General features: G+C 63.5%; 28 protein-coding genes. 6 read left to right on the forward strand and 22 right to left on the reverse strand.

Annotated elements, in window-relative coordinates:
* Window positions 1–7: 7 nt before the first annotated feature.
* The 6 genes from D3M59_RS06930 to D3M59_RS06955 form a co-directional block, all read right to left on the reverse strand.
* On the reverse strand, window positions 8–331 hold the full coding sequence (locus D3M59_RS06930; protein ID WP_119532941.1) for an integration host factor subunit alpha: 324 nt from the start codon (window positions 329–331) through the stop codon (window positions 8–10).
* 103 nt (window positions 332–434) lie between these two features.
* Window positions 435–1,394 (reverse strand): beta-ketoacyl-ACP synthase III, encoded by a 960-nt coding sequence (locus tag D3M59_RS06935; protein ID WP_119532942.1) that lies wholly within the window; start codon window positions 1,392–1,394, stop codon window positions 435–437.
* A complete protein-coding gene (gene plsX / locus D3M59_RS06940) occupies window positions 1,391–2,440 on the reverse strand; it encodes a phosphate acyltransferase PlsX (RefSeq protein ID WP_119532943.1) in 1,050 nt (349 codons plus the stop codon). Before plsX ends, D3M59_RS06935 begins: the two co-directional genes overlap by 4 nt.
* A gap of 29 nt (window positions 2,441–2,469) precedes the next feature.
* On the reverse strand, window positions 2,470–2,649 hold the full coding sequence (rpmF, locus tag D3M59_RS06945) for a 50S ribosomal protein L32 (RefSeq protein WP_119532944.1): 180 nt from the start codon (window positions 2,647–2,649) through the stop codon (window positions 2,470–2,472).
* A 137-nt stretch (window positions 2,650–2,786) separates the two neighbouring features.
* On the reverse strand, window positions 2,787–3,449 hold the full coding sequence (locus D3M59_RS06950) for an MBL fold metallo-hydrolase (RefSeq protein WP_119532945.1): 663 nt from the start codon (window positions 3,447–3,449) through the stop codon (window positions 2,787–2,789).
* A gap of 10 nt (window positions 3,450–3,459) precedes the next feature.
* Window positions 3,460–4,716, reverse strand: a complete 1,257-nt coding sequence (locus D3M59_RS06955) for a dipeptidase (protein WP_119532946.1) — start codon at window positions 4,714–4,716, stop codon at window positions 3,460–3,462.
* Between the two features lie 73 nt (window positions 4,717–4,789).
* Between D3M59_RS06955 and pabB the strand changes: the two genes are divergently transcribed.
* Entirely contained in the window at window positions 4,790–6,520 is a 1,731-nt protein-coding gene (pabB, locus tag D3M59_RS06960; protein ID WP_233543186.1) for an aminodeoxychorismate synthase component I, read from the forward strand.
* On the opposite strand, the gene pdeM is transcribed toward pabB, so the two are convergent.
* Both pdeM and D3M59_RS06970 read right to left on the reverse strand, forming a co-directional pair.
* Window positions 6,517–7,179, reverse strand: a complete 663-nt coding sequence (pdeM, locus tag D3M59_RS06965; protein WP_119532948.1) for a ligase-associated DNA damage response endonuclease PdeM — start codon at window positions 7,177–7,179, stop codon at window positions 6,517–6,519. The genes pabB and pdeM overlap by 4 nt on opposite strands.
* Window positions 7,180–7,207: 28 nt before the next feature.
* Window positions 7,208–7,663 (reverse strand): 3'-5' exoribonuclease, encoded by a 456-nt coding sequence (locus D3M59_RS06970; protein WP_119533330.1) that lies wholly within the window; start codon window positions 7,661–7,663, stop codon window positions 7,208–7,210.
* A gap of 71 nt (window positions 7,664–7,734) precedes the next feature.
* On the opposite strand from D3M59_RS06970, the gene D3M59_RS06975 reads away from it, so the two are divergent.
* Window positions 7,735–9,255: a M20/M25/M40 family metallo-hydrolase gene (locus D3M59_RS06975; RefSeq protein WP_119532949.1), complete on the forward strand. Its 1,521-nt coding sequence runs from the start codon at window positions 7,735–7,737 to the stop codon at window positions 9,253–9,255.
* Here the strand turns inward: D3M59_RS06975 and D3M59_RS06980 are convergent.
* The 3 genes from D3M59_RS06980 to D3M59_RS06990 are packed head-to-tail and all read right to left on the reverse strand — an operon-like array spanning window position 9,252 to window position 12,175.
* The gene (locus tag D3M59_RS06980; protein WP_119533331.1) at window positions 9,252–9,545 is read right to left on the reverse strand and encodes a hypothetical protein; all 294 of its coding nucleotides are present in this window, start codon (window positions 9,543–9,545) and stop codon (window positions 9,252–9,254) included. The genes D3M59_RS06975 and D3M59_RS06980 overlap by 4 nt on opposite strands.
* A 42-nt stretch (window positions 9,546–9,587) precedes the next feature.
* The gene (locus D3M59_RS06985; RefSeq protein ID WP_119532950.1) at window positions 9,588–11,999 is read right to left on the reverse strand and encodes a ligase-associated DNA damage response DEXH box helicase; all 2,412 of its coding nucleotides are present in this window, start codon (window positions 11,997–11,999) and stop codon (window positions 9,588–9,590) included.
* Window positions 11,996–12,175 (reverse strand): hypothetical protein, encoded by a 180-nt coding sequence (locus D3M59_RS06990; protein ID WP_119532951.1) that lies wholly within the window; start codon window positions 12,173–12,175, stop codon window positions 11,996–11,998. Before D3M59_RS06990 ends, D3M59_RS06985 begins: the two co-directional genes overlap by 4 nt.
* A 57-nt stretch (window positions 12,176–12,232) precedes the next feature.
* On the opposite strand from D3M59_RS06990, the gene D3M59_RS06995 reads away from it, so the two are divergent.
* Complete coding sequence (locus D3M59_RS06995; protein WP_119532952.1) at window positions 12,233–13,231, forward strand: ligase-associated DNA damage response exonuclease; 999 nt, start codon at window positions 12,233–12,235, stop codon at window positions 13,229–13,231.
* Window positions 13,231–13,833, forward strand: coding sequence for a hypothetical protein (locus tag D3M59_RS07000; RefSeq protein WP_119532953.1), 603 nt, complete (start codon window positions 13,231–13,233; stop codon window positions 13,831–13,833). The genes D3M59_RS06995 and D3M59_RS07000 overlap by 1 nt, the downstream gene beginning before the upstream one ends.
* Window positions 13,834–13,836: 3 nt before the next feature.
* On the opposite strand, the gene D3M59_RS07005 is transcribed toward D3M59_RS07000, so the two are convergent.
* Genes D3M59_RS07005 through D3M59_RS07015 form a run of 3 tightly spaced genes read right to left on the reverse strand, consistent with a single transcriptional unit; the run spans window position 13,837 to window position 16,673 of the window.
* Window positions 13,837–14,418 carry a GAF domain-containing protein gene (locus D3M59_RS07005; RefSeq protein ID WP_119532954.1) on the reverse strand — a complete coding sequence of 194 codons (582 nt, stop codon included), beginning with the start codon at window positions 14,416–14,418 and terminating at the stop codon, window positions 13,837–13,839.
* 49 nt (window positions 14,419–14,467) lie between these two features.
* On the reverse strand, window positions 14,468–15,847 hold the full coding sequence (gene pgmG / locus D3M59_RS07010; RefSeq protein ID WP_119532955.1) for a phosphoglucomutase/phosphomannomutase PgmG: 1,380 nt from the start codon (window positions 15,845–15,847) through the stop codon (window positions 14,468–14,470).
* 22 nt (window positions 15,848–15,869) lie between these two features.
* Window positions 15,870–16,673 (reverse strand): division plane positioning ATPase MipZ, encoded by an 804-nt coding sequence (locus tag D3M59_RS07015; RefSeq protein WP_119532956.1) that lies wholly within the window; start codon window positions 16,671–16,673, stop codon window positions 15,870–15,872.
* An 83-nt stretch (window positions 16,674–16,756) separates the two neighbouring features.
* Between D3M59_RS07015 and panC the strand changes: the two genes are divergently transcribed.
* Together panC and D3M59_RS07025 are read left to right on the forward strand one after the other, a co-directional pair.
* Window positions 16,757–17,632, forward strand: a complete 876-nt coding sequence (gene panC / locus D3M59_RS07020) for a pantoate--beta-alanine ligase (RefSeq protein WP_119532957.1) — start codon at window positions 16,757–16,759, stop codon at window positions 17,630–17,632.
* 59 nt (window positions 17,633–17,691) lie between these two features.
* Window positions 17,692–17,994 carry an SEL1-like repeat protein gene (locus D3M59_RS07025; protein WP_119532958.1) on the forward strand — a complete coding sequence of 101 codons (303 nt, stop codon included), beginning with the start codon at window positions 17,692–17,694 and terminating at the stop codon, window positions 17,992–17,994.
* Between the two features lie 51 nt (window positions 17,995–18,045).
* Here D3M59_RS07025 and pal read toward each other — a convergent pair whose 3' ends face one another.
* From pal to ruvB, 8 genes are read right to left on the reverse strand one after another with little or no spacing between them, the layout of a single operon-like run.
* Window positions 18,046–18,564: a peptidoglycan-associated lipoprotein Pal gene (gene pal, locus D3M59_RS07030; RefSeq protein WP_199662446.1), complete on the reverse strand. Its 519-nt coding sequence runs from the start codon at window positions 18,562–18,564 to the stop codon at window positions 18,046–18,048.
* A gap of 25 nt (window positions 18,565–18,589) precedes the next feature.
* Window positions 18,590–19,885, reverse strand: a complete 1,296-nt coding sequence (tolB, locus tag D3M59_RS07035) for a Tol-Pal system beta propeller repeat protein TolB (RefSeq protein ID WP_119532959.1) — start codon at window positions 19,883–19,885, stop codon at window positions 18,590–18,592.
* A gap of 3 nt (window positions 19,886–19,888) precedes the next feature.
* Window positions 19,889–20,683: a hypothetical protein gene (locus D3M59_RS07040; RefSeq protein WP_147416722.1), complete on the reverse strand. Its 795-nt coding sequence runs from the start codon at window positions 20,681–20,683 to the stop codon at window positions 19,889–19,891.
* 2 nt (window positions 20,684–20,685) lie between these two features.
* On the reverse strand, window positions 20,686–21,126 hold the full coding sequence (gene tolR / locus D3M59_RS07045) for a protein TolR (protein WP_119532961.1): 441 nt from the start codon (window positions 21,124–21,126) through the stop codon (window positions 20,686–20,688).
* Window positions 21,126–21,827 carry a protein TolQ gene (gene tolQ, locus D3M59_RS07050; RefSeq protein WP_119532962.1) on the reverse strand — a complete coding sequence of 234 codons (702 nt, stop codon included), beginning with the start codon at window positions 21,825–21,827 and terminating at the stop codon, window positions 21,126–21,128. Before tolQ ends, tolR begins: the two co-directional genes overlap by 1 nt.
* Entirely contained in the window at window positions 21,827–22,285 is a 459-nt protein-coding gene (locus D3M59_RS07055) for a YbgC/FadM family acyl-CoA thioesterase (RefSeq protein ID WP_119532963.1), read from the reverse strand. The genes tolQ and D3M59_RS07055 overlap by 1 nt, the downstream gene beginning before the upstream one ends.
* Before the next feature lie 60 nt (window positions 22,286–22,345).
* Entirely contained in the window at window positions 22,346–23,497 is a 1,152-nt protein-coding gene (locus tag D3M59_RS07060; protein ID WP_119532964.1) for a DUF3089 domain-containing protein, read from the reverse strand.
* Window positions 23,494–24,531 carry a Holliday junction branch migration DNA helicase RuvB gene (gene ruvB, locus D3M59_RS07065; RefSeq protein ID WP_119532965.1) on the reverse strand — a complete coding sequence of 346 codons (1,038 nt, stop codon included), beginning with the start codon at window positions 24,529–24,531 and terminating at the stop codon, window positions 23,494–23,496. Before ruvB ends, D3M59_RS07060 begins: the two co-directional genes overlap by 4 nt.
* Window positions 24,532–24,680 lie beyond the last annotated feature (149 nt).

Raw genomic sequence — 24,680 nt, forward strand, 5'->3', positions numbered from 1 at the left:
GCGATCCTTACTTCGCGATCCGGTCGCGCATGATTTGGCTTGCGCGGAAAGTCATCACGCGCCGCGGTGCGATGGGCACCTCGACGCCCGTCTTGGGATTGCGGCCGACCCGCTCACCCTTGTCGCGCAGGATAAAGGTGCCAAAGCCCGAAATCTTGACATTCTGGCCTTCGCTAAGTGCGTGGCACATGTGGTACAGTACACGCTCCACCATGCTCGCGCTTTCGGCGCGCGAAACGCCGAGCCGGTTGTGGACGATGTCGGACAGGTCAGCACGGGTTAGCGTACCCGCGTGAATACCGTTCGAACGGGCAACACCCGCATCCGCCATATTGATTCTCCGCCCCCATGTTACGCCCGATCGGCGCCACTCGTTACGCTATCGCAAAGTGTGACCGTCGGCAAATCGACTTTTGCCAGTTTTTCCAAGTAGTTCAATAGCGAAGCGCGGCTGCTCCCCACGTGAAGCCACCGCCCATCGCTTCCAGCACGAGCAGATCGCCACGCTTGATTCGCCCGTCGCGAACGGCAGTATCGAGCGCGAGCGGGACCGAGGCAGCCGACGTATTGGCATGGCGATCCACGGTGACGATGACCTTTTCGGGCGAAAGCCCCAACTTCTTCGCTGTCGCGTCAAGAATTCGCGCGTTGGCCTGGTGCGGCACCACCCAGTCGACATCAGCCGGCGTGAGGCCTTCCGTGTCGAGTACTTCGCGAAGCACGTCGGCCAGGTTGACCACCGCGTGCCGGAAAACCTCCCGGCCCTTCATGCGCAGCTTGCCGACCGTACCGGTGGTAGATGGTCCACCGTCGACATAGAGAAGTTCGTTATGCCGCCCGTCAGCGTGCAGCTTTGTCGAAAGGATGCCGGAGTCGCCTTCTTCCGCTTCCAGCACCAGCGCCCCCGCGCCGTCGCCGAACAACACGCAGGTTGTGCGGTCTTCCCAGTCCAGAATTCGGCTGAATGTTTCGGCGCCGATGACCAGTGCCCGCTTGGCGTTTCCGCCGCGAAGCATTGAGTCGGCAACGCTGAGCGCATAGAGAAAACCGGTGCAGACCGCGTGGACGTCGAACGCCACGCAATCCGAGATTCCAAGCATTGCCTGCACTTTTGTGGCCGACGACGGGAAGGTCTGGTCAGGCGTCGCGGTGGCAAGCACGATCAGGCCAATGTCGTTCGGCTGCAGGCCCGCGGCATCCAGCGCCTTGCGGGCCGCTTCTGCCGCAAGGGTCGCGGTCGTTTCGCCTTCGCCGGCGACATAGCGGCTGCGAATGCCCGTGCGCTCGACGATCCAATCGTCGGACGTATCGACCATGCGGGCCAATTCTTCATTGTCGATGCGTCGAGCAGGAAGCGCCGAACCCGTACCCTTAACAACGGAACGAAGGGTCATTCGGCGGCCTCGTCTGAAAATGTGTGGGCGCGGAAATTGTCGAGATCCTCGCCGATCTTTCGCGTGATGTCGTTGCGAACCATCGATGACGCCACGTTGATGGCGTTGGCCACGCCCTTGTAATTGGCGCCGCCGTGGCTCTTCACGACCAAGCCGTTGAGGCCCAGGAATACCGCGCCGTTATGATTGTTGGGGTCGAGGTGGACCTTGAGCAGGTTGAGCGCCGGCTTCGACAGCGCAAACCCGGCCTTGGACCGGAGCGATGAGGTAAAAGCGCGGCGCAAGAGGTCAGTTACGAAGCGCGCAGTGCCTTCAGCAGTCTTCAGGGCGATGTTGCCCGAAAATCCATCGGTGACGACGACATCGACATCGCCACGCGAAAGCCGGTCGCCCTCGGTAAACCCTTCGAATCGGAAGGGCAGGTAATCGGCCTCGCGCAGAAGCGCGGCGGCTTTCTTTAATTCGCCCGTACCCTTGAGCTCTTCGGTGCCAATGTTGAGGAGTTTTACGCGCGGCTTCGAAAGGCTGAGCACGGTCCGTGCGTAGGCCGATCCCATTACGGCAAACTGGACGAGGTTCTGGGCGTCGCACTCGGTATTCGCGCCGAGATCGAGCATCACGCAGTCGGTGTTGCCCAGAGTTGGAAGTAATGCGGCGAGCGCGGGGCGGTCGATGCCGGGCATGGTTCGCAGCGCGAGCTTCGACATCGCCATCAGCGCGCCGGTGTTGCCGCCCGACAGGGCGGCATCGGCCGCGCCCGTCTTCACCGCGTTGATCGCCAGCCCCATCGACGTGGTCTTAGCGCGGCGGATGGCCTGACTCGGCTTTTCCGATGATTCGATGGCGTCGGTGGTGTGGTGGATCGTCACCGCTTCGACTAGCGGGCGATGCTTTTCCAGCTCCGGCGCGATTTTCGATTCGTCGCCGAACAGCTCGAACCGAAGCGACTTGTCCCTGCGGCGCGCACGGGCCATCCCGGCGATCATCACCGCCGGGCCGATATCTCCACCCATGGCGTCAATCGCGATGCGCGGGCCATTAGCCATGCTTGGCTGCCCCTCGTCCGCGATGCCGCTCAGGCCTCGGTCGAAACGATCTCGCGGCCGTTATAGTGGCCGCAGGCCGAGCAGAGGTTGTGCGGGAGCTTCAGCTCGCCACAGTTCGGGCATTCCTGGAAGCTGGCCGGGCTCAGCGCATGATGGCTGCGGCGCATATTGCGCTTCGAGGGCGAGGTCTTTCTCTTAGGGACGGCCATCTCGGCTCTTCCTTAAAATCGCGGTCAAAAAAATTGGCGACTCTCCTCGCCCAGCTCATCGGGTAACCCCGCGGCGGCGGCCGGATCGTCGCGAACGAAGGCGCCCTATAGCGAAATCATGGGCAGACGCAAGCGCTTCACGCCTTCGCGAGAACGCGATCCGCCACGAAGGGGTTGCTCGCCCGTTCATGGCCAAAGGTGGACATGGGGCCGTGACCGGGAACGAAATGAGTGTCGTCGCCCATCGGCCACAGACGCTGGGTGATCGAATCGAGGAGTTGCTGGTGATTGCCCCGTGGGAAATCGGTCCGTCCGATCGATCCCTGGAACAGCACGTCGCCGACCAGCGCCAGCTTCGATTCGGCGTGGTGGAAAACGATATGGCCCGGCGTGTGGCCGGGGCAGTGGCGGACGTTGAGCGTAAGGTTGCCGACGGTCAGGGTATCGCCATCGACCAGGTAGCGGTCTGACTGGAACGGTTTCCCGACGACTCCGTAGCGATGGCCGTCATCTTCAAGCCGGGAAATCCAGAACAGGTCGTCCTCGTGCGGACCCTCGATGGGAACGCCCAGTTCCTCCGCCAAAATACCGGCCGACCCGCAATGATCGATGTGGCCGTGGGTCAAGATGATCTTCTCGACCGTCACGCCATGTTCCGCCGCCGCCGACTTCAGCCGGTCGAGATCGCCGCCCGGGTCGCAGAATGCGCCTTTCATCGTCTCAGTGCACCAAAGCAGCGTGCAATTCTGCTGCAACGGAGTGACCGGCACGATCACGGCGCGGAGCGGCGGACTGGACATGTCGCTGGGCCTAGGAGGCAGGCGCCAGCTTGTCCATCGCGGGCGGGACGTCCTTCATCGACGCCGCGACCGCTTCAGCCTGCCGCATGACGCGCAGGATATTGCCGCCGGCAAGCTTAGCGAGGTTCGCATCCGACCAGCCGCGCCGGATCAGCTCAGCGAACAGGTTGGGATAATCCTCAACTCCGCCCAGGCCGTCCACCGTGACGTCGATCCCGTCCAGGTCGCCTCCGATCCCCACCTGATCGTAGCCGGAGAGCTTCACGATATGCTCGATATGATCGGCCACGGCGCCAACCTTCACTGCAGGCCGCGGATTGGCGCCGACCCATGCCGTGAGCTCGGCCTCGACCTTCTTGGGGTCATTCGGATTGAGCGCCTTCAGTCGCGCTTCCTCGGCTGACTTTCGACTGCTCCACTCCAAGGCATCCCGCTGCAGGAACGGCGGCACGAAGGTAACCATCACCACCCCGCCGTTGATCTTGAGCAATTGCAAGACATCGTCCGGAACGTTTCGGGGGTGGGGGTTGAGCGCCAGCGCATCCGAGTGTGAGAATATCACCGGCGACCGGGTGACCCGGAGCGAGTCTCGCATCGTCTCCGGCGACACATGGCTGAGGTCAACCAGCATGCCCAAGCGGTTCATTTCTTTAATCACGGCCTCGCCGAACGGGCTCAGGCCGCCATGTTTGGGCGCATCGGTCCCGCTGTCGGCCCATTCAGTAGTCTGGCTGTGGGTCAGGGTCATGTAGCGGGCGCCAAGTTCATAAAACTGGCGAAGCGCCGCCAGCGATCCGCCGATCTGCCGGCCGCCCTCGATACCCAGGAGTGAGCCGATCCGCCCCTGCCGATGAACGCGGACCATGTCGTCGGCGGTGGAGGCCAGCTGGAGATGCGCTGGGTAGGCGTTTATGATTCGGCGGGCCGCATCGATCTGCTCGATCGTCGTCCGGATGGCCTCGTCGCCGGTGATGGTGCCGCTGATATAAACCGACCAGAATTGCCCGCCGACCCGGCCGGTCCGCATGCGCTGCATGTCGGTCATCAGCGGCGGCGTGCGGCTGTTTGTGCCTGATTCCAACCCTTCGACGGACAGGTTGAAGTCCTGCCGGAGCGCCCAGGGCAGGTCGTTGTGCCCGTCGATCAGAGGCGTCGCCTTTAGCACCTTGTCAATCCGTGCTTGGGTCCTCGAATCAATCGGCTGCGCGCTGGCCGAAAAGGCCGCCGCCGACAGAACGGCAGCGGCAAGCAACAATGACGGACGCATAGATTTTCCCCGGCGGTCTTGATTTCGAAGCAGGGTTTACGGGCGGCAATGGGTCGGGGCAATGGCGATACCCATGTGGATCCTTTTCGACGATGCCCGGGAAGGCGGCGCCGCGCCGCGCGTTTATCGCGATCCCGTCGATCGCTTGGTGGTCCATTCCTTTTCGGAAGTCAGTCCCGCGCTGAATCTCATCCAGCAGTGGCTGCGGTCCGGCGGCCATGCGGCAGGTTATCTCGCCTATGAAGCGGGCTATGCCTTCGATCCCAAGCTTGCGGACATCGCGCGCAGCGGTGATGGCCCTTTGCTTAGTTTCGGCCTGTTCCGCGGCTATGACGAATCCGATCTGGCACGGGTCCTACCCGAACCCGATGGCGGCTATGTTGGCACGCCCCGGCCACGGATTTCCCGGATAGACTATGAGGCAGCCGTTGGGCAGGTGCGGGAGCATTTGTTCTCGGGCGATTTCTATCAGGTCAACCTGACGTTCGGCTGCGATCTGCCGATTGCCGGCAGTCCGCTGGCAATTTACGCGCGGCTCCGCCGATCCTCTCGTGCCGGATGGGGCGGGGTAATGCTCGACGGCGACCGATCGCTCATATCGCTTTCGCCCGAACAATTCTTCACGCTGCGGCATGGGGTTCTCGAAGCCAAGCCCATGAAGGGCACCGCGGCACGCCACGCCGAGCCGCAACAGGATTCAGTCGAACGGCTGGCGCTTGCCGCTGATGAAAAGCAGCGCGCCGAAAATCTGATGATCGTCGACCTGATGCGCAACGACCTGGCCCGGGTTTCGGAGACAGGCAGCGTCGAGGTACCCGCCCTGTTCGCCGTCGAAACCTACCCCACGGTCCATCAGATGGTCAGCGTGATCCGGTCGCGGCTTCGGCCCGGACTGGACGCGGTCGATGTGCTTCGAACCATTTTCCCGTGCGGATCGGTAACGGGCGCACCGAAGGTTGCGGCAATGCAGGCACTTGCCGGGCTCGAGTCGGAACCGCGCGGCGCCTACACCGGATCGATGGGCTGGATCGAACCTGGCGGCAATGCGTCGTTCAACGTCCTCATTCGGACGCTTGAGTGGGTCCGCGACGCAACAACTGCGCGATTGGGGCTTGGGTCGGGGCTTGTGGTTGATAGCGCGGCAAGCAATGAATGGGCGGAGTGTTTGCTCAAGGGGGACTTCGTGCGTCGGGAAAGTCAGGACTTCGACCTTATCGAAACAATGCGTTTCGACCCCGACGAAGGAATTGTCGAACTGGAGCGCCACCTCGACCGGCTCCGCACGTCCGCATCGGACCTGGGCTTCCAGTTCGACCGCCACGCGGCGCGCAACGAGCTTCAGGCCGCGACCTTCGGGCGAAAGTCGCGGGCCATGGTCCGGCTATTGCTATCGAGGACCGGGTCGATGGCCATCCAGGTCAAGCCGTTCGAGGAGCCGCGTAACAAGCCGGTAGCCGTCGCGTTGCGCCCGCTTCCCGTCGAGCCATCCGATTTCCGTCTGCGCTACAAGACCACCGACCGGCGCTTCTATGACAAAGCACGTCAAGAAGACGGGGCCTATGAAACCATTTTCGTTGGGCCGGACGGCAAGCTGACCGAAGGCAGCCGGACCAGCATTTTCGTGGAGCGTGACGGACGGCTGGTGACTCCGCCCGCCGCCCGGGGGCTCATTCCCGGCATCCTGCGGGCGAAGCTGCTCGACGAGGGCAGGGCAGAGGAGGCGGACTTAACTCCCGAGGACCTCGAACACGGATTCTACGTCGGCAATATCGTGCGTGGCTTGATCCCGGCAAAGCTTGGCTAGGCGGCGATCGGGAAACGCAACAGTCGGTCGGTAACCGGCACTAGCGCCGACGCGCCGGGTCCCACCTTTCGCAGAATCTCCGGATGGCTCGCATCAAGACCCCCGGTCAGCGTGCCATAGGCTGGAAGGATCAGCTTGGTGGCGCTGGCGACAAAACAGCGCCGCGACAAGTTCCGGCCCTTCCGGCTCAGTCGCAGTTTCGGGTGGAAGTGGCCCGACATCTCCGGCATCGAATCACCTTCGATTGCCTCGTGCCGGAGCACGATTCCATCGAGCACGACTTCCTCGGCAATGGTCCCGCCGCAATGGTCGATGAACCCGGCGTCGTGATTGCCGGTGATCCACACCCAGTCGAGCCTCTCCGTCATTTCCGTCAGCAGGTGGCGCGCCGTGGCTGGCAAGCGGTCGCAGCCGAAACGGTCGTGAAAGCTGTCGCCGAGACAATAGAGTTGCGTGGCACCGCTCCGTTCGATGTCGCGTTCCAGCGCAGTCAGCGTGGCAATCGAATCATAGGGTGGCAGCATCTGGCCCAACCGCGCAAACCAGCTTGCCTTTTCCAGATGCAGGTCGGCGACGAGCAAGGCAGACTGCGACGGCCAGTGGACCGCGCCGTCGGCGCTTGCAAAGAAATCATGGCCTGCGAACGAAAAGGGAACCATCGCCCCCGCCTTAAACCGGAAAGCCGCGCTATTCCAAGTGGTTCATGATGTGATCGCGCAGCGCCCGTGCGTCGTGCAGCGCATTGTGGGGAACCGCGCTGTTCGCGGCGGTCGAAAAATTGTGGAGCGGCTGAAACCGGAGCGTCAGCCCATGCAGGGGGACCATCCGTCCGGGGCCTGTCACCAGCATCATCGACAATTGCGCCAGGTCCTCGGGCCAGTCAGCGACGATTTCTGGATCGGGGTCGTGCGACAGCCAGTGCGCCAGCGCCTCGGCTGCCGCCGGCCTGGACAGGTGCGGCGACTTCAATCCTTCCGGGACCATATCGAAATAAGGGACGACGTTTCGTTCGACCCAAGGGTCGGTAACGACATCGTGCGCGATGACCGCGTAAAATTCTTCGCCCCCATCTTCGGGCACCAGCGCGATGCTCAGCAGGGCGCCGCCAAAACCGTCGTATTCGGTATCGAGGAAGTAACGCATCGGTCCACTCTGGACGAGCGCGGGATAAGGTTCCAGTCTCGGCCGCAAACCGGAGGCGAAAAGGGGGTCTCATGCGATCAACGAAAGTCATACTGGCCGCGACGGCGATCGCCGCTGCCCTGGCCACTGGCGCGACAGCGAAGCCCGGAGATCCCGGCCGGGAAAAGGTCGTGGCGGCGATTAAGGCGGACCACGAAGCGGCGGTCGAGCGCTTGCGCGATTGGATCAAGTTGCCGACCATCGCCAACATGGGGATTAATCATCGCGAGGGCGCCGAATATATGCGCAGCCTAGTGCTCGATGCGGGTTTCCAGCATGCGAAGGTCGTTCCGACCGACGGCGTTCCGGGCGTTTTTGCGACTCTCGACGCCGGGGCGAAGGACACTCTGGCAGTCTATTTCATGTACGACGTCAAACATTATGAGCCGAGCGAATGGTCCTCGCCGCCGCTCGAAGGCCGGATCGTTGACCGGCCAGGCGAAGGAAAGGTTATGATTGGGCGCGGCGCCGTAAACCAGAAGGGGCCGGAAACCGCGTTCCTCAGCGCCATCCGCGCGTTCAAGGCGGCTGGCGTCAAGCTGCCCGTCAACCTGGTGTTCGTCGCAGAAGGGGAAGAGGAGATCGCCTCTCCGCATTTCCCCCAAGTTATCGCTAATCCGGAGGTGCGCGCGGCGCTGGAAAAAGCGTCGGGTATCATCATCCCGTCGGCCGGCCAGTCAGTCGATGGCCAGATGACGCTATTGCTCGGCGCCAAGGGCGCGGTCGAACTTCAGCTGATTTCCAGCGGCGAAAAATGGGGTCGCGGGCCCAACAAGGACATTCACTCCAGCCTGATGGCTAATGTCGACAGTCCGGCCTGGCACTTGGTCAAGGCGCTCAACACGTTGGTAGCTGAAGATGGCCACACGCCAGCGATCGACGGCTGGTTCGAAAATGTGAAGCCGCTGACTGCTCGACAAAAGGAATTGATTGCCGCCGATGTCGCCGCTGGCAACGAAGCTGACGACATGAAGGTGCTGGGCATCAAGCGCTGGTACAAGGAGGAGGATTACCTCACCGCAAACTTTCGCCTGGCCGAGCAGCCAACGGTGAACATCCAAGGGCTGGTCAGCGGCTACACTGGCCCCGGCGGCAAGACTGTCCTCCCAGGCCGGGCCGAAGCGAAGATCGACCTTCGACTGGTCCCGGACATGACCAAGGACGAGGCGGTTGCCAAGCTCAAGGCCCACCTCGCCAAGCGGGGCTTCGGCGATATCGAGGTGAATGTCAGCGGGGGCTATGGCCCCACTCAGACCGACGAGAACAGCCTGCTCATCAAGGCCGAGCAGGCGACCCTCGCCGATGCCAAGATCCCTATGACGATGTCAGCCCGCTCTGCGGGAAGCTGGCCCGGCGTGGTCTTCACCGGCCCGCCGCTGAAGATGGCGGCTGGACAATTCGGCGGTGGCCGTGGCGGCGGGGCCCATGCTCCCAACGAATGGCTTCTAATCGAAAGCAGCAACCCCAAGGTGCTGGGCTTCGACGGGCAGGCCATTCTCTACGCGGACTTCCTCTACGAAGTCGCGCGGACGGCAGCGAAGGCCAAACGTTAGCGCCGACTATCCGGTGAGACGAATGCGGGGCGAGGCGGGCATGGCTCGCCGCGCCTTGTGCGGCGCGAACAGTCCCTCTCCCACTCGCGCAGCGCCTTGCCGTGCGCCTCCTCGGCCTTGCGCATTGCCCGTCCCCGATCTTCATCCGCTTCCGATTGGGTTGTGGTTACCGCGTCAACCCCCGCGCTGACCGCCTTCACCGGCAGGGTGACCACATCGACGGCGGTTTTGGCGACGGTGTAACAACCGGTCAGGGCCGCAAGCAGGGCCAGCAAAGCAAGTATACGCATCGGCGTCTCATGCCCGATCAGCACTTGCGCGTCGACGCCAGATTAGTCGAGCCGCATTGCTTCCTCGGCGAGCGCCTCAGCCTCGATTAGCAGCGCTTCATCGGCGGTGCCCGCGGGCGCCGCTTCCCGCCCGATCACCACCATCAGCGGAACCGCCATCGGCGTGACGCGGCTGGCCGTCACATGCACTATCGTCGCCGCCGCCCGATCCACCAGTCGCGCCAGCCGCCCCAGTTCCGTCATTCGCGCCCGCGCATCGTCCCAGGCGGCGCGGAGTAGCAAGTGCTCCGGCTCATATTTGCGCAGCACGTCGTAAATCAGGTCGGTCGAGAAGGTGACCTGTTTGCCGGTCTTGCGCTTGCCCGGATGTTGCCGCTCAACCAGCCCACCGATCACGGCCACCTCGCGGAACGCCCGCTTCAGCAGATGTGACTGCTCGACCCACTCGACGAATTCATGTTCGAGGATGTCGGGAGAGAACAGGGGCCGCGGGTCGGCTACCGGCTCAAGGCTATAGCAGGCGAGCGCATAATCATTGGCCACAAAGCCCAGAGGCTTGAGCCCAGCCGTCTCCATCCGCTTGGTGATCAGCATGCCAAGTGACTGGTGCGCGTTCCAGCCCTCGAAACTGTAGACGCACATGAAATGCCGGCCTTCGTGGGGAAAGGTCTCGACCAGCAGCTCATCGGGCTGGGGCAGGAGTGACCGGCGCTTTTGTACCTCCAGCCATTCGCGGACATCGTCGGGGAAGCGGTGCCACTGGCTTTCGTCCGCCAGGAATGCACGTACGCGCTCGGCCAAATGCGTGCTCATCGACATGCGCTGGCCGCCGTACGTCACGAGCCGAGCCTGTTTTGACGAGGCGCGCACGATGATGTCCGTCTCTTTCATCGACACGACCTCAAGTCCAAGCCCTGCGAAGAAGATGTGGTCGCCGATAGTTAGCGTCGATGCGTAGCTCTCTTCGACCCGGCCCAACATCCGGCCATTGCCGAATCGCACGTCCATCATCGGGTTGTCGACAATCACTCCGGCGTTCAGTCGATGCTGCGCGACGATCGCTGGGCGGGTGATCCGCCATCGGCCCGGTTGCTCCTCAACGAGCCGGCGGAACTTGTCGTAAGCGCGGAGAGAATAGCCTCCCGTTGCGATGAACTCGAGCACTCGGCGCCAAGTCTCGTCAGTTAGCCCGGCATAGGGCGCGGCGGACCGCACCTCGGCCAGCAGCTCGTTTTCTTCGAATGGCCCGGCGCAGGCGACGCCCATGATATGCTGGGCAAGGACATCGAGTGTGCCCGGTCGGAAGTTCTCAGGGTCCAGTTCGCGGGCGTCTACCGCGTCGAGTGCGGCCCGTGCTTCTAGATACTCAAAGCGATTTCCGGGGACGATCATTCCCTTGGATGGCTCGTCGAGCCGGTGGTTGGCGCGGCCAATGCGTTGCAGCAGGCGCGATGAGCCCTTGGGCGCCCCCATCTGCACGACCAAGTCGACATTTCCCCAGTCGAGGCCAAGGTCGAGGCTGGCCGTGGCCACCAGCGCGCGCAGTCGCCCTTCGCTCATGGCCGCCTCCACCTTGCGCCGTGCCTCTAGAGCGAGACTGCCGTGGTGGATTCCAATTGGCAGAGCTTGGTCGTTGGTCGACCAAAGTTCCTGAAAGATTAGTTCGGCAAGGCTGCGGGTGTTGCAGAAGACTAGCGTCGTCCGGTGCTGTTCGATCAGCTTCATCACTTCGCCGGCGGCATGGCGGCCGGAATGGCCGGACCAGGGAATCCGGCCATCAGGGATCAGAATTGAAAGGTCGGGATCCGCGCCGGGGTCGCCCTTCACAAGTCGGACCAGGTCGATGTCGCCGTCGGGCGCGAGCCAGCTCCGGTAGGCATCGGGATCAGAGATCGTCGCGCTGAGGCCCACACGCCTCAGGCCCGGTGCAAGGCGGTGCAGGCGGGAAAGGGCAAGCGCCAACAGGTCGCCGCGCTTTTCCTTGGCGAAGGCATGGATCTCGTCGACGACGACGGTCCGCAGCCCGGCGAACAGCGTTTCGCTATCCGGATAACTCAATAGCAAGCTCAGCGATTCGGGCGTCGTAAGCAGGATCTGCGGTGGCCGGATGCGCTGTCGCGCCTTGCGGTTCGATGGTGTGTCCCCGCTGCGCGTTTCCACCCGGAGGTCGAGGTGCATCTCGGTGATGGGATTGAGTAAGTTGCGCTGGACGTCGACCGCCAGAGCCTTGAGCGGGGAGACGTATAGCGTGTGTAAGCCGTCGGTTGGCTGTTCGATCAGGTCGGCGAGGGTGGGCAGGAAGCCGGCCAGCGTCTTGCCCGCCCCCGTTGCCGCCACCAGCAGCGCATGTCTCCCGTTTCGCGCGGCATCCAGCATGGCAAGCTGGTGCCGGCGTGGTGCCCATCCGCGCGCCGCGAACCAGTCGTTAATGATCGATGGTAGGGACTCGTTCAGGCCTGGTCATTCTTCGCAGCGCGGTCTTCAGCCTCATAATTAGCTTCGGTAGCGCGCTCCGTCACGTCCTTCGGGACGCGGCTTTGCTTGTTACGGACAACCGCCCAGATGAGCAGTCCTAGGAGGACGATCGGGCCTAAGATGGTCATGATGCCAATCAGGTTGCTTTCACCCATGTTAATCCTTTCGTTTCGCCGGGAACCGCTTGGCGTTTCAGGGACTATAACGGTTCGATGCCCCGCCTGGGTTCCTGGATAGAGCCTTTTCCCGAAGGCATTTATGTGAAGCCTGCCGATGCGTGGGTCGATCCGTCACGCCCCAAGCCGAAGGCACTGGTGACGCATGGACATGCCGACCACGCGCGTGGCGGGCACGGCCAAGTATGGGCAACGCCGGAAACGCTGGCGATCATGGGCGTTCGCTATGGCGAGCAGTCGGGCAATCCTGTCCAATATGGCGAGAGCGTCCGGCTTGGCGATGTCACCATCAGCTTCGTGCCTGCCGGCCATGTGTTGGGATCCGCGCAGATCATCCTCGACTATCGCGGCGAGCGGGTCGTGGTGTCGGGGGACTACAAGCGCAGGCCCGATCCGACTTGCGCCTCGTTCGTCGTCGTCCCGTGCGACATCTTCATTACCGAGGCGACCTTCGGCCTGCCGGTGTTCCGGCACCCGGACACGGGCAGCGAGATCTACCGCCTCCTTCATCGGCTTCACGCCGAGCCCGAGCGCTGTGTACTGGTGGGAGCCTATGCGCTGGGGAAGGCGCAGCGCGTCATCGCGGAGCTCCGCGATCGGGGGCACAGCCAGCCGATCTATTACCACGGCGCGATGGAGCGGCTGTGCCGCTTGTACGAGGAACTGGGCGTGCCTTTGGGTGAGCTTCGACCCGCCACGGGCGCGTCCAAGGAAGAACTTGCCGGAAGGATCGTCATCTGTCCGCCCAGCGCGCTCAACGATCGCTGGTCGCGGCGTTTGCCCGATCCGGTTACCGCAATGGCATCGGGCTGGATGCGCATCCGGCAACGAGCGCGCCAGCGAAATGTCGAGCTGCCGCTCGTGATTTCGGATCACAGCGACTGGGACGAATTGACCCAGACAATCCGCGACGTCGCGCCGCAGGAAGTGTGGATCACGCACGGGCGCGAAGACGCGCTGATGCACTGGTGCATGACCAGGCAGATTAAGGCGCGGGAGCTGGAGCTGGTGGGCTACGAAGACGAGGACGATTGATGAAAAGGACAGCATTGATCGTCGCGGTTGCCGCGGCTGGTTGCGGCACCGAACGATCCAGCAAACCCCTGAACGGGTCGCAGTATGACCTGCCGGTTGCGAACAGCGTGCAGAATTTTGAGGGAGTTCCCGCCGAAACGACGCCAGCTCGGTCCAGCGTTTTCACGCCGCTCGACGAAGCAAGCTGCAAGTTGATCGAGCAAAATCGGGACGAAGGCTCCTACTGGCGACGCCAATGTCCCGGGCCCGCCGGCTATTCGGTGGAATGGACCGAGAGCGACCTTCGGCAGGGGCTGGAAATTCTGAAGGATGGCCGGCGCACCGACCTTCAACTATCCGGAATCGCAGCAAAGGGCGCGTTCAACCATCTGGGACCGCGCATCGAATGGCGCGGGAATAATGGTTCGCTGCTCGACCGGATGGCTGTGCGAGTTTTAGTGGCGGACGGCGCCGAACCCGCAAAGCCGGACAAGAGCCTGCTTGCCGTTGTTACCCTCGCACCGTCGCCGTGCGTCATCGCCGTCGTTCAACCGGGCCAGGGGCAGAGCGATGAAGCGCGGCATATATCGGACGGGCCGGCACAGCCTTGCCTTGGCCGCTAGTCGTTAGGCGCTGATTTTCGCAATGCTGCGAAGCTTGGCCTGAGTATTAGATCGGTCGATTACCAACCCGGCAGTCTGGGTGACAAGGTCGACCAATACCAGGTCGCGAACGGTCGGCTCCCGCGTCTCGCGATGATACATCGCAAATGTTCCCAATACCTTGCGGCCGGCAGTCATGATCGGGATCGACCAGCAGGCTCGAAGGCCGTTCGCGTCGGCAAGCTCCCGAAAGTCCGACCAGAGCGGGTCGTTGGCGATGTCGCCGACGAATACGGGAGCCGCGGTGTAGGCGGCGGTGCCGCAGGAACCTACTTTGGGCCCGATCTCCGACCCGTTGATCGCGGCGCTATAGGCCGCAGGCAGGCTGGGCGCGGCACCATGCCGCAAATGACGGCCGTCTTCGTCAAGCAAAAGGATGGACCCGAGCACTCCGGTCCGTGAAGTCGATTCGACGATCCCGATCAACTCGCCTAACGTGACCTCAAGGCGGCTGTCGTTCATTGCGAGTTCCAGCACCCGGCACAATCGCTCGGTGAGGATGCCGATTCCGGCATCGTCCTGCTCCACGTCCCGCATGCCCGACATGGTCAGACGCTATACGCTAGTCGCCAGTCCCCGTCACGCGAGACGCTGCCTAGTGCGCCGCTTCGACCGCCGCGACGTCGCTTTCCGCCAACTGGCGATTGATCGCCGCCATAAGGCGGTCGAGACCCGCCTGGTCCTTCGCTTCTGCCCGGGCGACCAGCACATCCTGCGTGTTGGATGCACGAAGCAGCCACCATCCGTCGGGCGTTTTCACGCGGACGCCGTCCGTGGCGTTAACCTCCGCGCCCTCCCGCGCAAGCCGGTTGGCTACTTCGCCGACGACCGTAAATTTGCGGCTCTCGTCGATCTGAAAGCGCATTTCGGGGGTCGCGACCGAAACTGGCATTTCGCTCCGCAAGTCGGTCAATGATTTGCCCGACGCTGACACCGCCCGGATCACTCGGACTGCGGCGTACAGGGCATCGTCGAAGCCATACCATTCATGCTGAAAAAAGATGTGGCCGCTCATCTCGCCTGCCAGCGGCGCGTGCGTTTCCTTCATCTTCGACTTGATGAGGCTGTGGCCGGTCTTCCACATTAGCGGCGTGCCGCCCATGTCGGCGATCCGGTCGAACAGCGTTTGGCTCGCCTTCACGTCGGCGATGATGGTGGCGCCCGGCTGCTCTTCGAGGACCGGACCAGCAAGGATTATCAGCAATTGATCTCCCCAGATCACGCGACCTTGGGAATCGACTGCGCCGATCCGGTCAGCATCGCCGTCGAAGGCGAAGCCGAAGTCGAGATGTTTCTCTGTGACCAACGCTTTGAGGTCGGCCAGATTGGCTTCGACCGTCGGATCGGGGTGGTGGTTAGGGAAGTTGCCGTCCACGTCGGTGTAAATGGCAAAATGCTCGCCAGGTAGGCGTTGCACCAGCCGCTCGACAATCGGGCCCCCTGCGCCGTTTCCGGCGTCCCAGCCGATACGATAGGCCTTGCCGTCGAAGCCCTTGAGGATGGCATCGACATAGTCGTCGACCACGTTCGCCTCGCTGACCTCGCCCCTGCCTTCGCTCCATTCGCCCGCGGCAGCGCGGCGGCCGAGATCCTGGATCTCTTCGCCATAGACCGACCGACCGTTCAAGAGCATCTTGAAGCCGTTATAGTCGGCTGGATTATGGCTTCCCGTCACTTGGATGCCGCCTTGAACATCCAACGTCGCGACGGCGAAATATAGCATCGGCGACGGTCCCATGCCGGTGCGAACCACGTTCAAACCGCCGGCGGTCAGGCCCTCGATTAGCGCCGCTTCGAGCTCCGGAGAATGAGTGCGGCCGTCTCGGCCAACGGCGATTTTCGTGGCGCCTTCGCCGACTGCCAGGGCGGCATAGCTTCGCCCGAGCGCGCGGGCGTCATCCACGGTGAGAGTTGATCCGACGATTCCCCGCACGTCATATTCGCGCAGGATTGTCCGGTGAAACGTGTGTGACATTGAAATTCCTGCTTCGCGAGCCTCAGCCCGCGGCTGCGGCCTTGGGTTGGTCTTCGATTTCGGCCTGGCCGGGAATGGGGAGACTGGAAATCATCTCGCGTAACTCTTGGCGGGCCGCAATATGTCCCAAGCCAACCTCGCCAAGCTCAGCGAGATCAAGCAGGGTGACACCCTTCGGGAAGAGTTCGCGATAGATGACGCGCTCGCCGAGGCCGGGGATGACCCGGAATCCCACACGCCGGGCAAGTTCGTCGAGCGCGGCGCCAACGCGTTGCAGATTGTGTGACTGGATGTGCTGCAGGCGGTTGCGCAGTACGACCCAGTCAACGCTGCGGCCCGTTGCCTTGGCGCGTTGGGTTCGGCTGTTCCAGATCAGCTCGGCATAGAAGCTCGGGCGGGTGATCTTGTAGCTTTCGGGATGCACCTGGCCGATAAGGTCCAGGTCGACGAAGCTGTCATTCATCGGCGTAACTAGCGTATCGGCCTTCAGGATCGCGGCGCGGGCAACCGGGTCGTCGCGGCCCGGCGTATCGATGACCAGCACGTCGCACTGCGTCGACAGCCGATCGATGGCAGCGACGAGCCCGGCTTCGTTCTGTTGCTCAAGCACTTCATAGGCGGCTTGCGGCAGGTCTTTTTCAAGCCGCCGCATCGTTGAGTCACGGTTTTCCAGGTAACGTGTCATGGTTCGCTGGCGCTGGTCCAGGTCGAGCGCGCCGACACGATGTCCGGACGCGGCAAGCGCGATCGCGGTATGAACGGCCGTCGTGGACTTGCCGGTGCCGCCTTTTTCATTGGCGAAGACGATGAAATGCGGCTGGCCCATGGCCCGCTGTTCCCCTTGTGAATCCCACAACCGCCCATGTAACAGGCGGCCCCGGCCACTGGTGTATCGGAGCGCTGAATCGCATGCAAATTGTTCGTGAAATGAGCGATTTGGGTCCGCTGTTGACGTCATGGAGAAAGTCCGGGCTGCGCATCGCGCTGGTTCCAACAATGGGGGCGCTGCATGATGGGCACCTTGCCTTGGTCCGCGCGGCCCAGCAGGAAGCGGATCGCGTCATCGCAACGATCTTCGTCAACCCACTGCAGTTCAACGACAAGGGCGACCTAGACCGTTACCCCCGAACAGAAGACGCTGACATTGCGAAGCTGGAGGCGGCGGGCTGCGATGTCGTGTGGCTCCCACGTCCCGCGCAACTTTACCCCGAGGGCTTTGCCACGACAGTCAGTGTCAGGGGCGTTTCAGACCGCTGGGAAGGGGCACATCGCCCCGGACATTTCGATGGCGTTGCCACGGTAGTGGCCAAGCTGTTCATTGCTTGTGGCCCCGACATCGCGATTTTCGGTGAGAAGGACTGGCAGCAACTAGCGGTAATCCGGCGCATGGCCGGGGACCTTGGGATCCCGGTTACCATCATTGGGCACCCCACAGTTCGGGAGAATGACGGGCTCGCCATGTCGTCGCGCAATGCGCTTCTGTCCGCGGAGGACAGGGAGAAGGCGATCGCGCTACCCAGAGCGCTCGAGGATGCCTGCCAGCGAATTGCTGCCGGAGAAGTAGTCGGGGAGGTGCTTAAGGACAGTCTTGAGGCGCTTGCCGCCGCCGGGTTCGGCGCAGCCGATTACCTGGCCTATGTCGACGGCGCGACGCTTGAGGCGCTCGAACATTATCGCGACGGAGGACGGCTGATTGCTGCGGCCTCTCTCGGAAAAGTTAGGCTAATCGACAATATTCGTGTCGTTTCGGTCACAGATCGGAAAACAAGGTCACCAACGCGTTAACCATTTGCTAGGGCTTTCAGCGCGAAATCTTGTTCTATTGAGGGAACAGGGGAAGTTACATGGCGATTAGTCAGAAGGGTGCAGAATTCCTCCTCCGCAGCCGGATCGCGGATGCCGAACGCGGCGATGTCGAGGCGCTTTACGATCTCGGCGTCTGCTACTCTACAGGCCGCGGTGGCGTGATGGTGGATTTGGTCGAAGCGCACAAATGGTTCAACCTCGCCGCGCTGTCGGGAGACACCCGCAGCCAGGCTTGTCGCGCCGAAATCTCGATCGAGATGACGGCCCGGGAAATCGCCGAAGCGCAACGCCAGGCGCGCGCATGGCTGGGACATCCGAGCCACCAGCGCTACGCCGCCTAATCGACAGGCGAAGCCCGACACGCGTGGAGCGTGCCGGGTCTCCGGCCCAGCTTATCGAATAATCACCGTCACCGCGCGACGGTTCTGGGCCCAGGCTTCCTCGTTGGAGCCGAGCGCCACTGGTCGTTCCTTGCCCCAGCTGGTGACCACCAAGCGGGCCGCCGGCACACCCTGCGACAGCAGGAAGTCACGCGCCGCATTGGCCCGGCGCTCACCAAGCGCCTGGTTATATTCGCGAGTGCCGCGTTCGTCGGCATGGCCTTCGATTGACGCCCGGACATTGGGATTGGCCAACATCCACTGCGCCTGAGCGGCGAGCGTGGCCTTCGACGCATCGTCGAGCGAATATTCGTCCGTCCCGAAATAGATGGTGTCCGAGCCGGCCTTTGCGACGAGGTCGGCCTGCAGCGCGGGAAGTTCGACAACTTCCAGTGAGTTGGGATCGGTCGAGTTGGGGTCGGTCGCTGGCGGCTGTTCGACCGGCGGCACTTCCGCGGGCGGCGTCTTGCGGCCGCAGGCGCCTAGGGTCAAGGCGACGGCTGTCATGCCGATCAGGATGGACTTTTTCATACGATCTACTCCTTGAAATCCCTGTTTAATTGTTGAGTGGCGACCAGCTTGGGTCCGAGCCGCCGACTGGGGTCGGCATCAGCCGCGCCGATCCGCCGCCGACCGGCACGGCATAAAGCCGTGCGGTGCCCGACCCCTGCTGCGTGCGGTGAAACATGACGAACTGGCCGTTTGGCGCCCAACTTGGACCCTCGTCCTGCCAGCCGTTGGTGAGGATGCGCTCGCCACCGCCGCCCGCGGACATGACACCGACCCGGAACGGCCCGGCGATCTTGGTGAAGGCGATCATGTTGCCGGTCGGACTCCACACCGGCGAAGCGTAGCGCCCTCCGCCGAAGCTGATCCGTCGCTGGCCGGAGCCGTCGCGGTTCATGACATAAAGCTGCTGGGTGCCGGACCGATCGCTTTCGAACACGATCTGGCGGCCATCAGGCGAGAAGCTCGGCGAGGTGTCCGCGCCTGGTGTCACCGTCAGCTGGCGTGGCGCGCCTCCGCTGGTCGACACGATGTAAATGTCGGTGTTGCCGCCATTGGCCATCGAGAAGACGATATCACGGCCGTCCGGCGAAAAGCGCGGCGCGAACGTGATGTGATTGCCCGGGATGAGCAGCCGTTCCTGCCCGCTGGCGACATCGAACAGCAGCACGCGCGGGCGTCGGCCGATGTAGGCGGTGTAGACCAGTTTATCGCCGCGCGGGCTGAATCGAGGCGTAACGACTGTATTGCGGCCGACCGTAAGGTACCGATGGTTGCTCCCGTCGCTGTCCATGATAGCAACTCGTTTCACCCGGTTATTCTTAGGGCCGGTTTCCGCGACGTAGACCACCTTGGTGTCCAGGTAGGGCTGCTGCCCTGACAGGCGCGAATAGACCATGTCGGCACATCTATGTGCCGCACGCCGCCAATCGCTGGGCGACACGGCAAAGCCCTGCTGAGCCAGCTGGCGGCCTGCGGTGACGTCATGCAGGTAGCACGCTACGGTCATTCGCCCGTCGGGGCGCGGCTCGACATAGCCCGATACGAGCGCGGAGACGCCGGCATTCCGCCATGAGGGGTAGTTGGGATTGCCGGCCTCCGCCTGCGAGTAGCCTGGTACGCCGGACGGTCCCAGCGGCGTGAACAGGCCGGTGCCGCGAAGATCGGACGCGATCACTTCCGCAATCTGGCGGCCGGTCGCATCGCCCGACGACATTTCCGGCACTGCGATGGTCTGCGCCGTCTTGACGCTGCCGCCGACCAGTTCGGGCACTTCGCCCTGCTCGTCCTGCGCCAGGGCGGCGCTGGCGATACCGATCAGCAAGGTCGCGAGGATGGTGCGCATGGTTCAATCTACCCTGTAGGTGAAGGTGAAGTCGTTCCAGCCGCCGTTCGGCGTGTCATACAGGTCGGCCGGGAGGCGGAAGGGAGAGCATTCGGCGAATATCCGGCGGACCTGGTCCTCAAGAAGGTCGCCATATTTGGCGACGTCGTCGGCATCGCCGCGGGTACCGAGAATCGCCGGCGGACGGGCAAGGCGGCCCGAACGGTTTAGCTTGAGGTTGACCGTCAGGCGGACCTTGTTTGCTCCCTCGCCCAGGAAGGGCTGGCGGTTCGCACAACGCTGGGCCTGTCGGATAATCGACTGGCCAATACTGGCGCGGGCCGTGGCATTGTAGGCCGGAGCAGCCGGCTTTGCTGGTCCAGATCGCGGCGAAAGGTCGTCGCTTTCAATGCCCTTGAGGAAATCGTCACCGATGCGCGAAACGCGCGGCGCCGGGCGCGACGGAGCGGGCTTGGCGGGCGCGGGCTTCGTTTGGCGCGGCGGAGCCGGCCTGACTGCAGGCGCTGGACGCTGAGGCGCGGGAGTAATGCGCGGTTGCGGGAGTGGTACGGGCGTCGGCGGCGGCGGCACAACGTTCGGCTCGGCCGGTCCGGTCTCCGGCGCTTGTGCGACGGGTGGCGGCGTCGCGATGCTGGTAGGCGCCGTGGACTCCAGGCCGACTTCGTCGACGAACTCAACCTCCATGGAGGGCGGTTCCGGCGTCGAGTGCACTTGGGCAAGACTGAGAGTTAGCGCGCCGATAAGCGCGACATGAAACGCAAGCGCCGCGCCCGTCCCGATCAGCTCTGCCCGGTCCATCTTCATTGGCCTTCGGGGCCCACCGACACGAGAGCGACACGGTTCAATCCGGCGCGGTTCAGCTCGCCCATCACGCGCATCACGCGTCCGTAATCAAGACTGCGATCGGCCCGTAGGTAGATGCGCCGTCCTTCTTCCGGCTGCGGTTCGGCGGCGATCTGAGCGAACCGCGATGGCAGCTCGGCCTCCGTAACGGGGGCGTCGTCGATGGTGATCGCGCCCTGGCGGTCGATCGCGACCTGGACCGGCTTAGCCTGCTGGTCGAGCGCGCCCGCCCGGCTTTCGGGCAGGTCAATCGGTACGCCGGCTACAAGCAGGGGTGCAGTCACCATGAAGATGATCAACAGCACCAGCATCACGTCGACTAGCGGAGTGACGTTGATTTCGGACATCGGCGCCCTGCGGCGGCCGTGACGGGAGGAGGAGGGGAGGTTGGCGCCCATCAGTGACCCGTCGCTATCTCGACCTCGAGCTCACGGCTCAGCGTCGCATGGAACCGGTCGGAGAAGCGGCCAAGCTTGGCCTCCAGCCGGTCGAGGCCATGGGTCAGCCGGTTATAGGCGATGACTGCCGGAATGGCCGCGAACAGGCCGATGGCCGTTGCGAACAGAGCTTCGGCGATGCCGGGCGCGACGACCGCCAGCGATGTGTTGTTGGCGCCGGCGATGGCGGTGAAGCTGCGCATGATGCCCCAAACAGTGCCGAACAGGCCGACGAACGGCGCGACCGACCCGACCGTGGCAAGAATGTTCAGACGATCGCCGAGCCGGTCGACCTCAGCGGCAACCGCGGCGTTCATTCGGCTTGCGAGGCGTTCGCGCGTACCGGCGCGATCAACTATCGCGGTATTGGTTGAGCGCCGCCATTCGTCCAGCGCGGCCGACATGACGACCGCGATGGGCAGCTTCTCCTCACTGCGCCGGGCATGGAAGGCGTCGATATCCTTTGCCGCCCAGAAATCCTTTTCGAAAGAATCGGTCTGCCGGTTGATGCGCTTCAGGCGGATGGCGTGCGTAAAGATAATCGCCCAAGTCCAGACACTGGCAGCCAGCAGCCCCAGCATGACGAGTTTGACGACGATGTCCGCCTGCAAGAACAGGTTCAGCGGCGACATCAGGTCGGCGGATGGTTCGACGATCGGCATTAATGTCCTTTTTGCTCAATGGAGCGAAAGCGCTCGATCCAGTCGGCCGGTTGGCGACGGGGCCGTCCCTCCGGGGTGAGGAGGGCCGCGGTCACCGTCGCCTCGGCCAAGATTTCGTCGCCGCGCATGACTCGTTGATGAATGGAACAGGAAGCATTCCGCACTTCGGTCACCCGGCTGATCACGACTAGGTCATCATCCAGCCGCGCGGGCCGGCGCCATTTGATGGCCATTTCGCTCACCGCGTAAGCACCCAAGCCAGCATCGATTGCCGCCCGCTGGTCGATGCCGGCGGCGCGAAGCATGTCCGACCGCGCCCGCTCGAAAAAGCGAAGGTAATTGGCGTGGTAGACGATCCCGGCAGTGTCGGTGTCTTCGAAAAAGACCGTCAGCGCGAAGCGGTGCTCCTTGCCGACGAAACCGCCGCGATAAGGGTGATCGTAAGGCGATGGATCCATCACCCCCGCCTTAACCATTGGGCGGCGCGCGGGGCAACCCTTGGCGGTTGAGCGGAGCGCCTAGCGCGGTTGGCCGCTGCCCGTGGGCGACCTGCCATTAAGATCGGCGACCTGTCGGACGAGGTCGCCCTGCGGGGCGCTGATGTCGGCCAGATGCATGCCCCAGCCGGGCATGAACATGCCCAGCGCGCCCACTTCGCCGCCAATGCGGTCGGTGCGCTTATCGCTGGGGTCGGCATTGGTTCGGATCGAGAGATAACCGCGCGGACCCTCGTTGAGGCAGCGCGCGGACACCAGGCCTTCGGTGCGCAGGAACTGCGAGGGCGGCGCACCTTCGGTTGACCAGCTAATCGGGCCGCCGGGCACGGGCAGGACCGAGCGGGCATTCCAGTAGCTGTCGAGCGGAACCCAACCCGTTGCACCCGGGCGGGCGGGGTTGGTGCAGGCGACGGTCATTCCCGGCTTGTCGGCGATCCCAAACAAGGCGCCCGCGGGCGGCGCATTCTTCTCGCGGAAGCTCACCCAGGTCATGACGCAGCCGGTCTGGCCCGGCTTGTTGCAGATCGGAGTGGACTTAAAGGTGCCGCCAACCAGCTTGCCGTGCGGAACGAACACGTTGAAGCCGGGGATGATGGCAAACTTCAATCGCCTCGCCTCGGGCTTGCCTTCGATTTCATTCGCAAGGAGTTGCTGGAGCATCAGCGAGCCTTGGCTGTGGCCAATCAGGACGTAGGGGCGGCCCTTGTTGTGCTTGGCCAGATATTCCTTCCACGCCGCGCGCACGTCGCCATAGGCCCTGATCGCCGGAGCTGTGACATCCGCACCAGCGGCGGCGGCCGCCACCGCACCGAGGGTCATCGAGCGATAAACTGGCGCGAACGTGCGGCAGGCCCCCGCGAAGCGCGCGAACTGGCTGGTGATTGACGCCTTTTCCTCGCCGTCACCAGGATTGAGATCGCTGTTCATTCCTGCGTCGCGGCTGACCGTCGGATAGACGATGAAGCAATCGACGGCCGGATTGGCGGCAACCACCGACCGGCCGGTCGAGCCATAGCCGTTGGGATTGAGTGCGGTCGTCGGCAGCGGCGTGCTGCAGACATCGGACCGGCCCGGTAGGCACAGCCAGGTCGCGGGCTTCGAATAGTCGGGAGCGGGCGAAGTGGCGGCAGCCTGAACGGCGAACAGCGAGGCAGCAGCAAGCAACAGCATCATTTACTCTCCGGATCGAACAGGCCCGATTGCGACCCCGCAGGCGGATTGAGGCCAAGGTGGATCCAGCCGCGCCCGTTGAGGCAACGCCCCCGTGCCGTCCGGGCGATTAGGCCGAGCTGAATGAGGTAAGGTTCGACGACATCCTCCAGCGTGTCGCGAGGCTCGCTGAGTCCGGCGGCAAGCGTTTCGATGCCGACTGGCCCGCCGCCATAAAGGTCGGCAATCATCATCAGATAGCGGCGGTCCATCGCGTCTAGTCCGAGATGGTCGATCTCGAGCCGGTCGAGCGCCCGGTCGGCGACGCCCTCGTCGATCGTGTCGGAGCCGGCGGCATGGGAGAAGTCGCGGACGCGGCGAAGCAGGCGGCCAGCGATACGCGGCGTCCCCCGGCTGCGGCGAGCGATCTCATGCTCCCCCTCCGCCGTGGTCGGGGCGCCCAGCAGGCGCGCGGCGCGGCGCACGACCCGTGCCAATTCGTCGACCGTGTAGAAGTTCAGGCGGACCGGGATACCGAAGCGGTCGCGAAGTGGCGTAGTAAGCAGCCCCTGCCGGGTGGTGGCGCCGACAAGTGTGAATTTGGGAAGGTCGATCCGCACCGAACGGGCGGATGGCCCCTCACCGATCATAATGTCGAGCGCTCGGTCCTCCATCGCGGGGTAAAGCACTTCCTCGACCGCCGGATTGAGACGATGGATTTCATCGATGAACAGGACGTCGCCGTCCTCCAGGTTGGTCAACAGCGCGGCAAGGTCGCCCGACTTGGCAATGACCGGGCCGCTGGTTGCACGGAAGCCGACGCCCATTTCCCGAGCGAGAATTCCGGCCAGCGTCGTCTTGCCCAGACCCGGCGGCCCAAAGAACAGTACATGGTCTAGCGCCTCGCCGCGCGCGCGCGCCGCGTTTACGAAGACGCGAAGGTTCTCCCGCGCCGCCTGCTGGCCGACAAACTCGTCCAGCGACTTGGGCCGGAGCGCCGCATCGGCATCCTCGGCGGTCCGTTCCGGTGTTGTGATTCGTTCCGGATCAGCGGCCATTTCGAGCTCGGAAAGTCGCGGCACGTCCCGACGCGGCGCGTTCAGCGAGCAACCGGGCCGGTGGGGTTATTCGGAGCGAACGCGCAATCATCGCGGCCATGTTGCACATTTGTTCGGGCGTAGGACAGTGGGTTTCATGCGGGTTGGTG

The organism is Sphingomonas edaphi (genome assembly GCF_003583725.1).
Classification (GTDB): Bacteria; Pseudomonadota; Alphaproteobacteria; order Sphingomonadales; family Sphingomonadaceae; genus Sphingomicrobium; species Sphingomicrobium edaphi.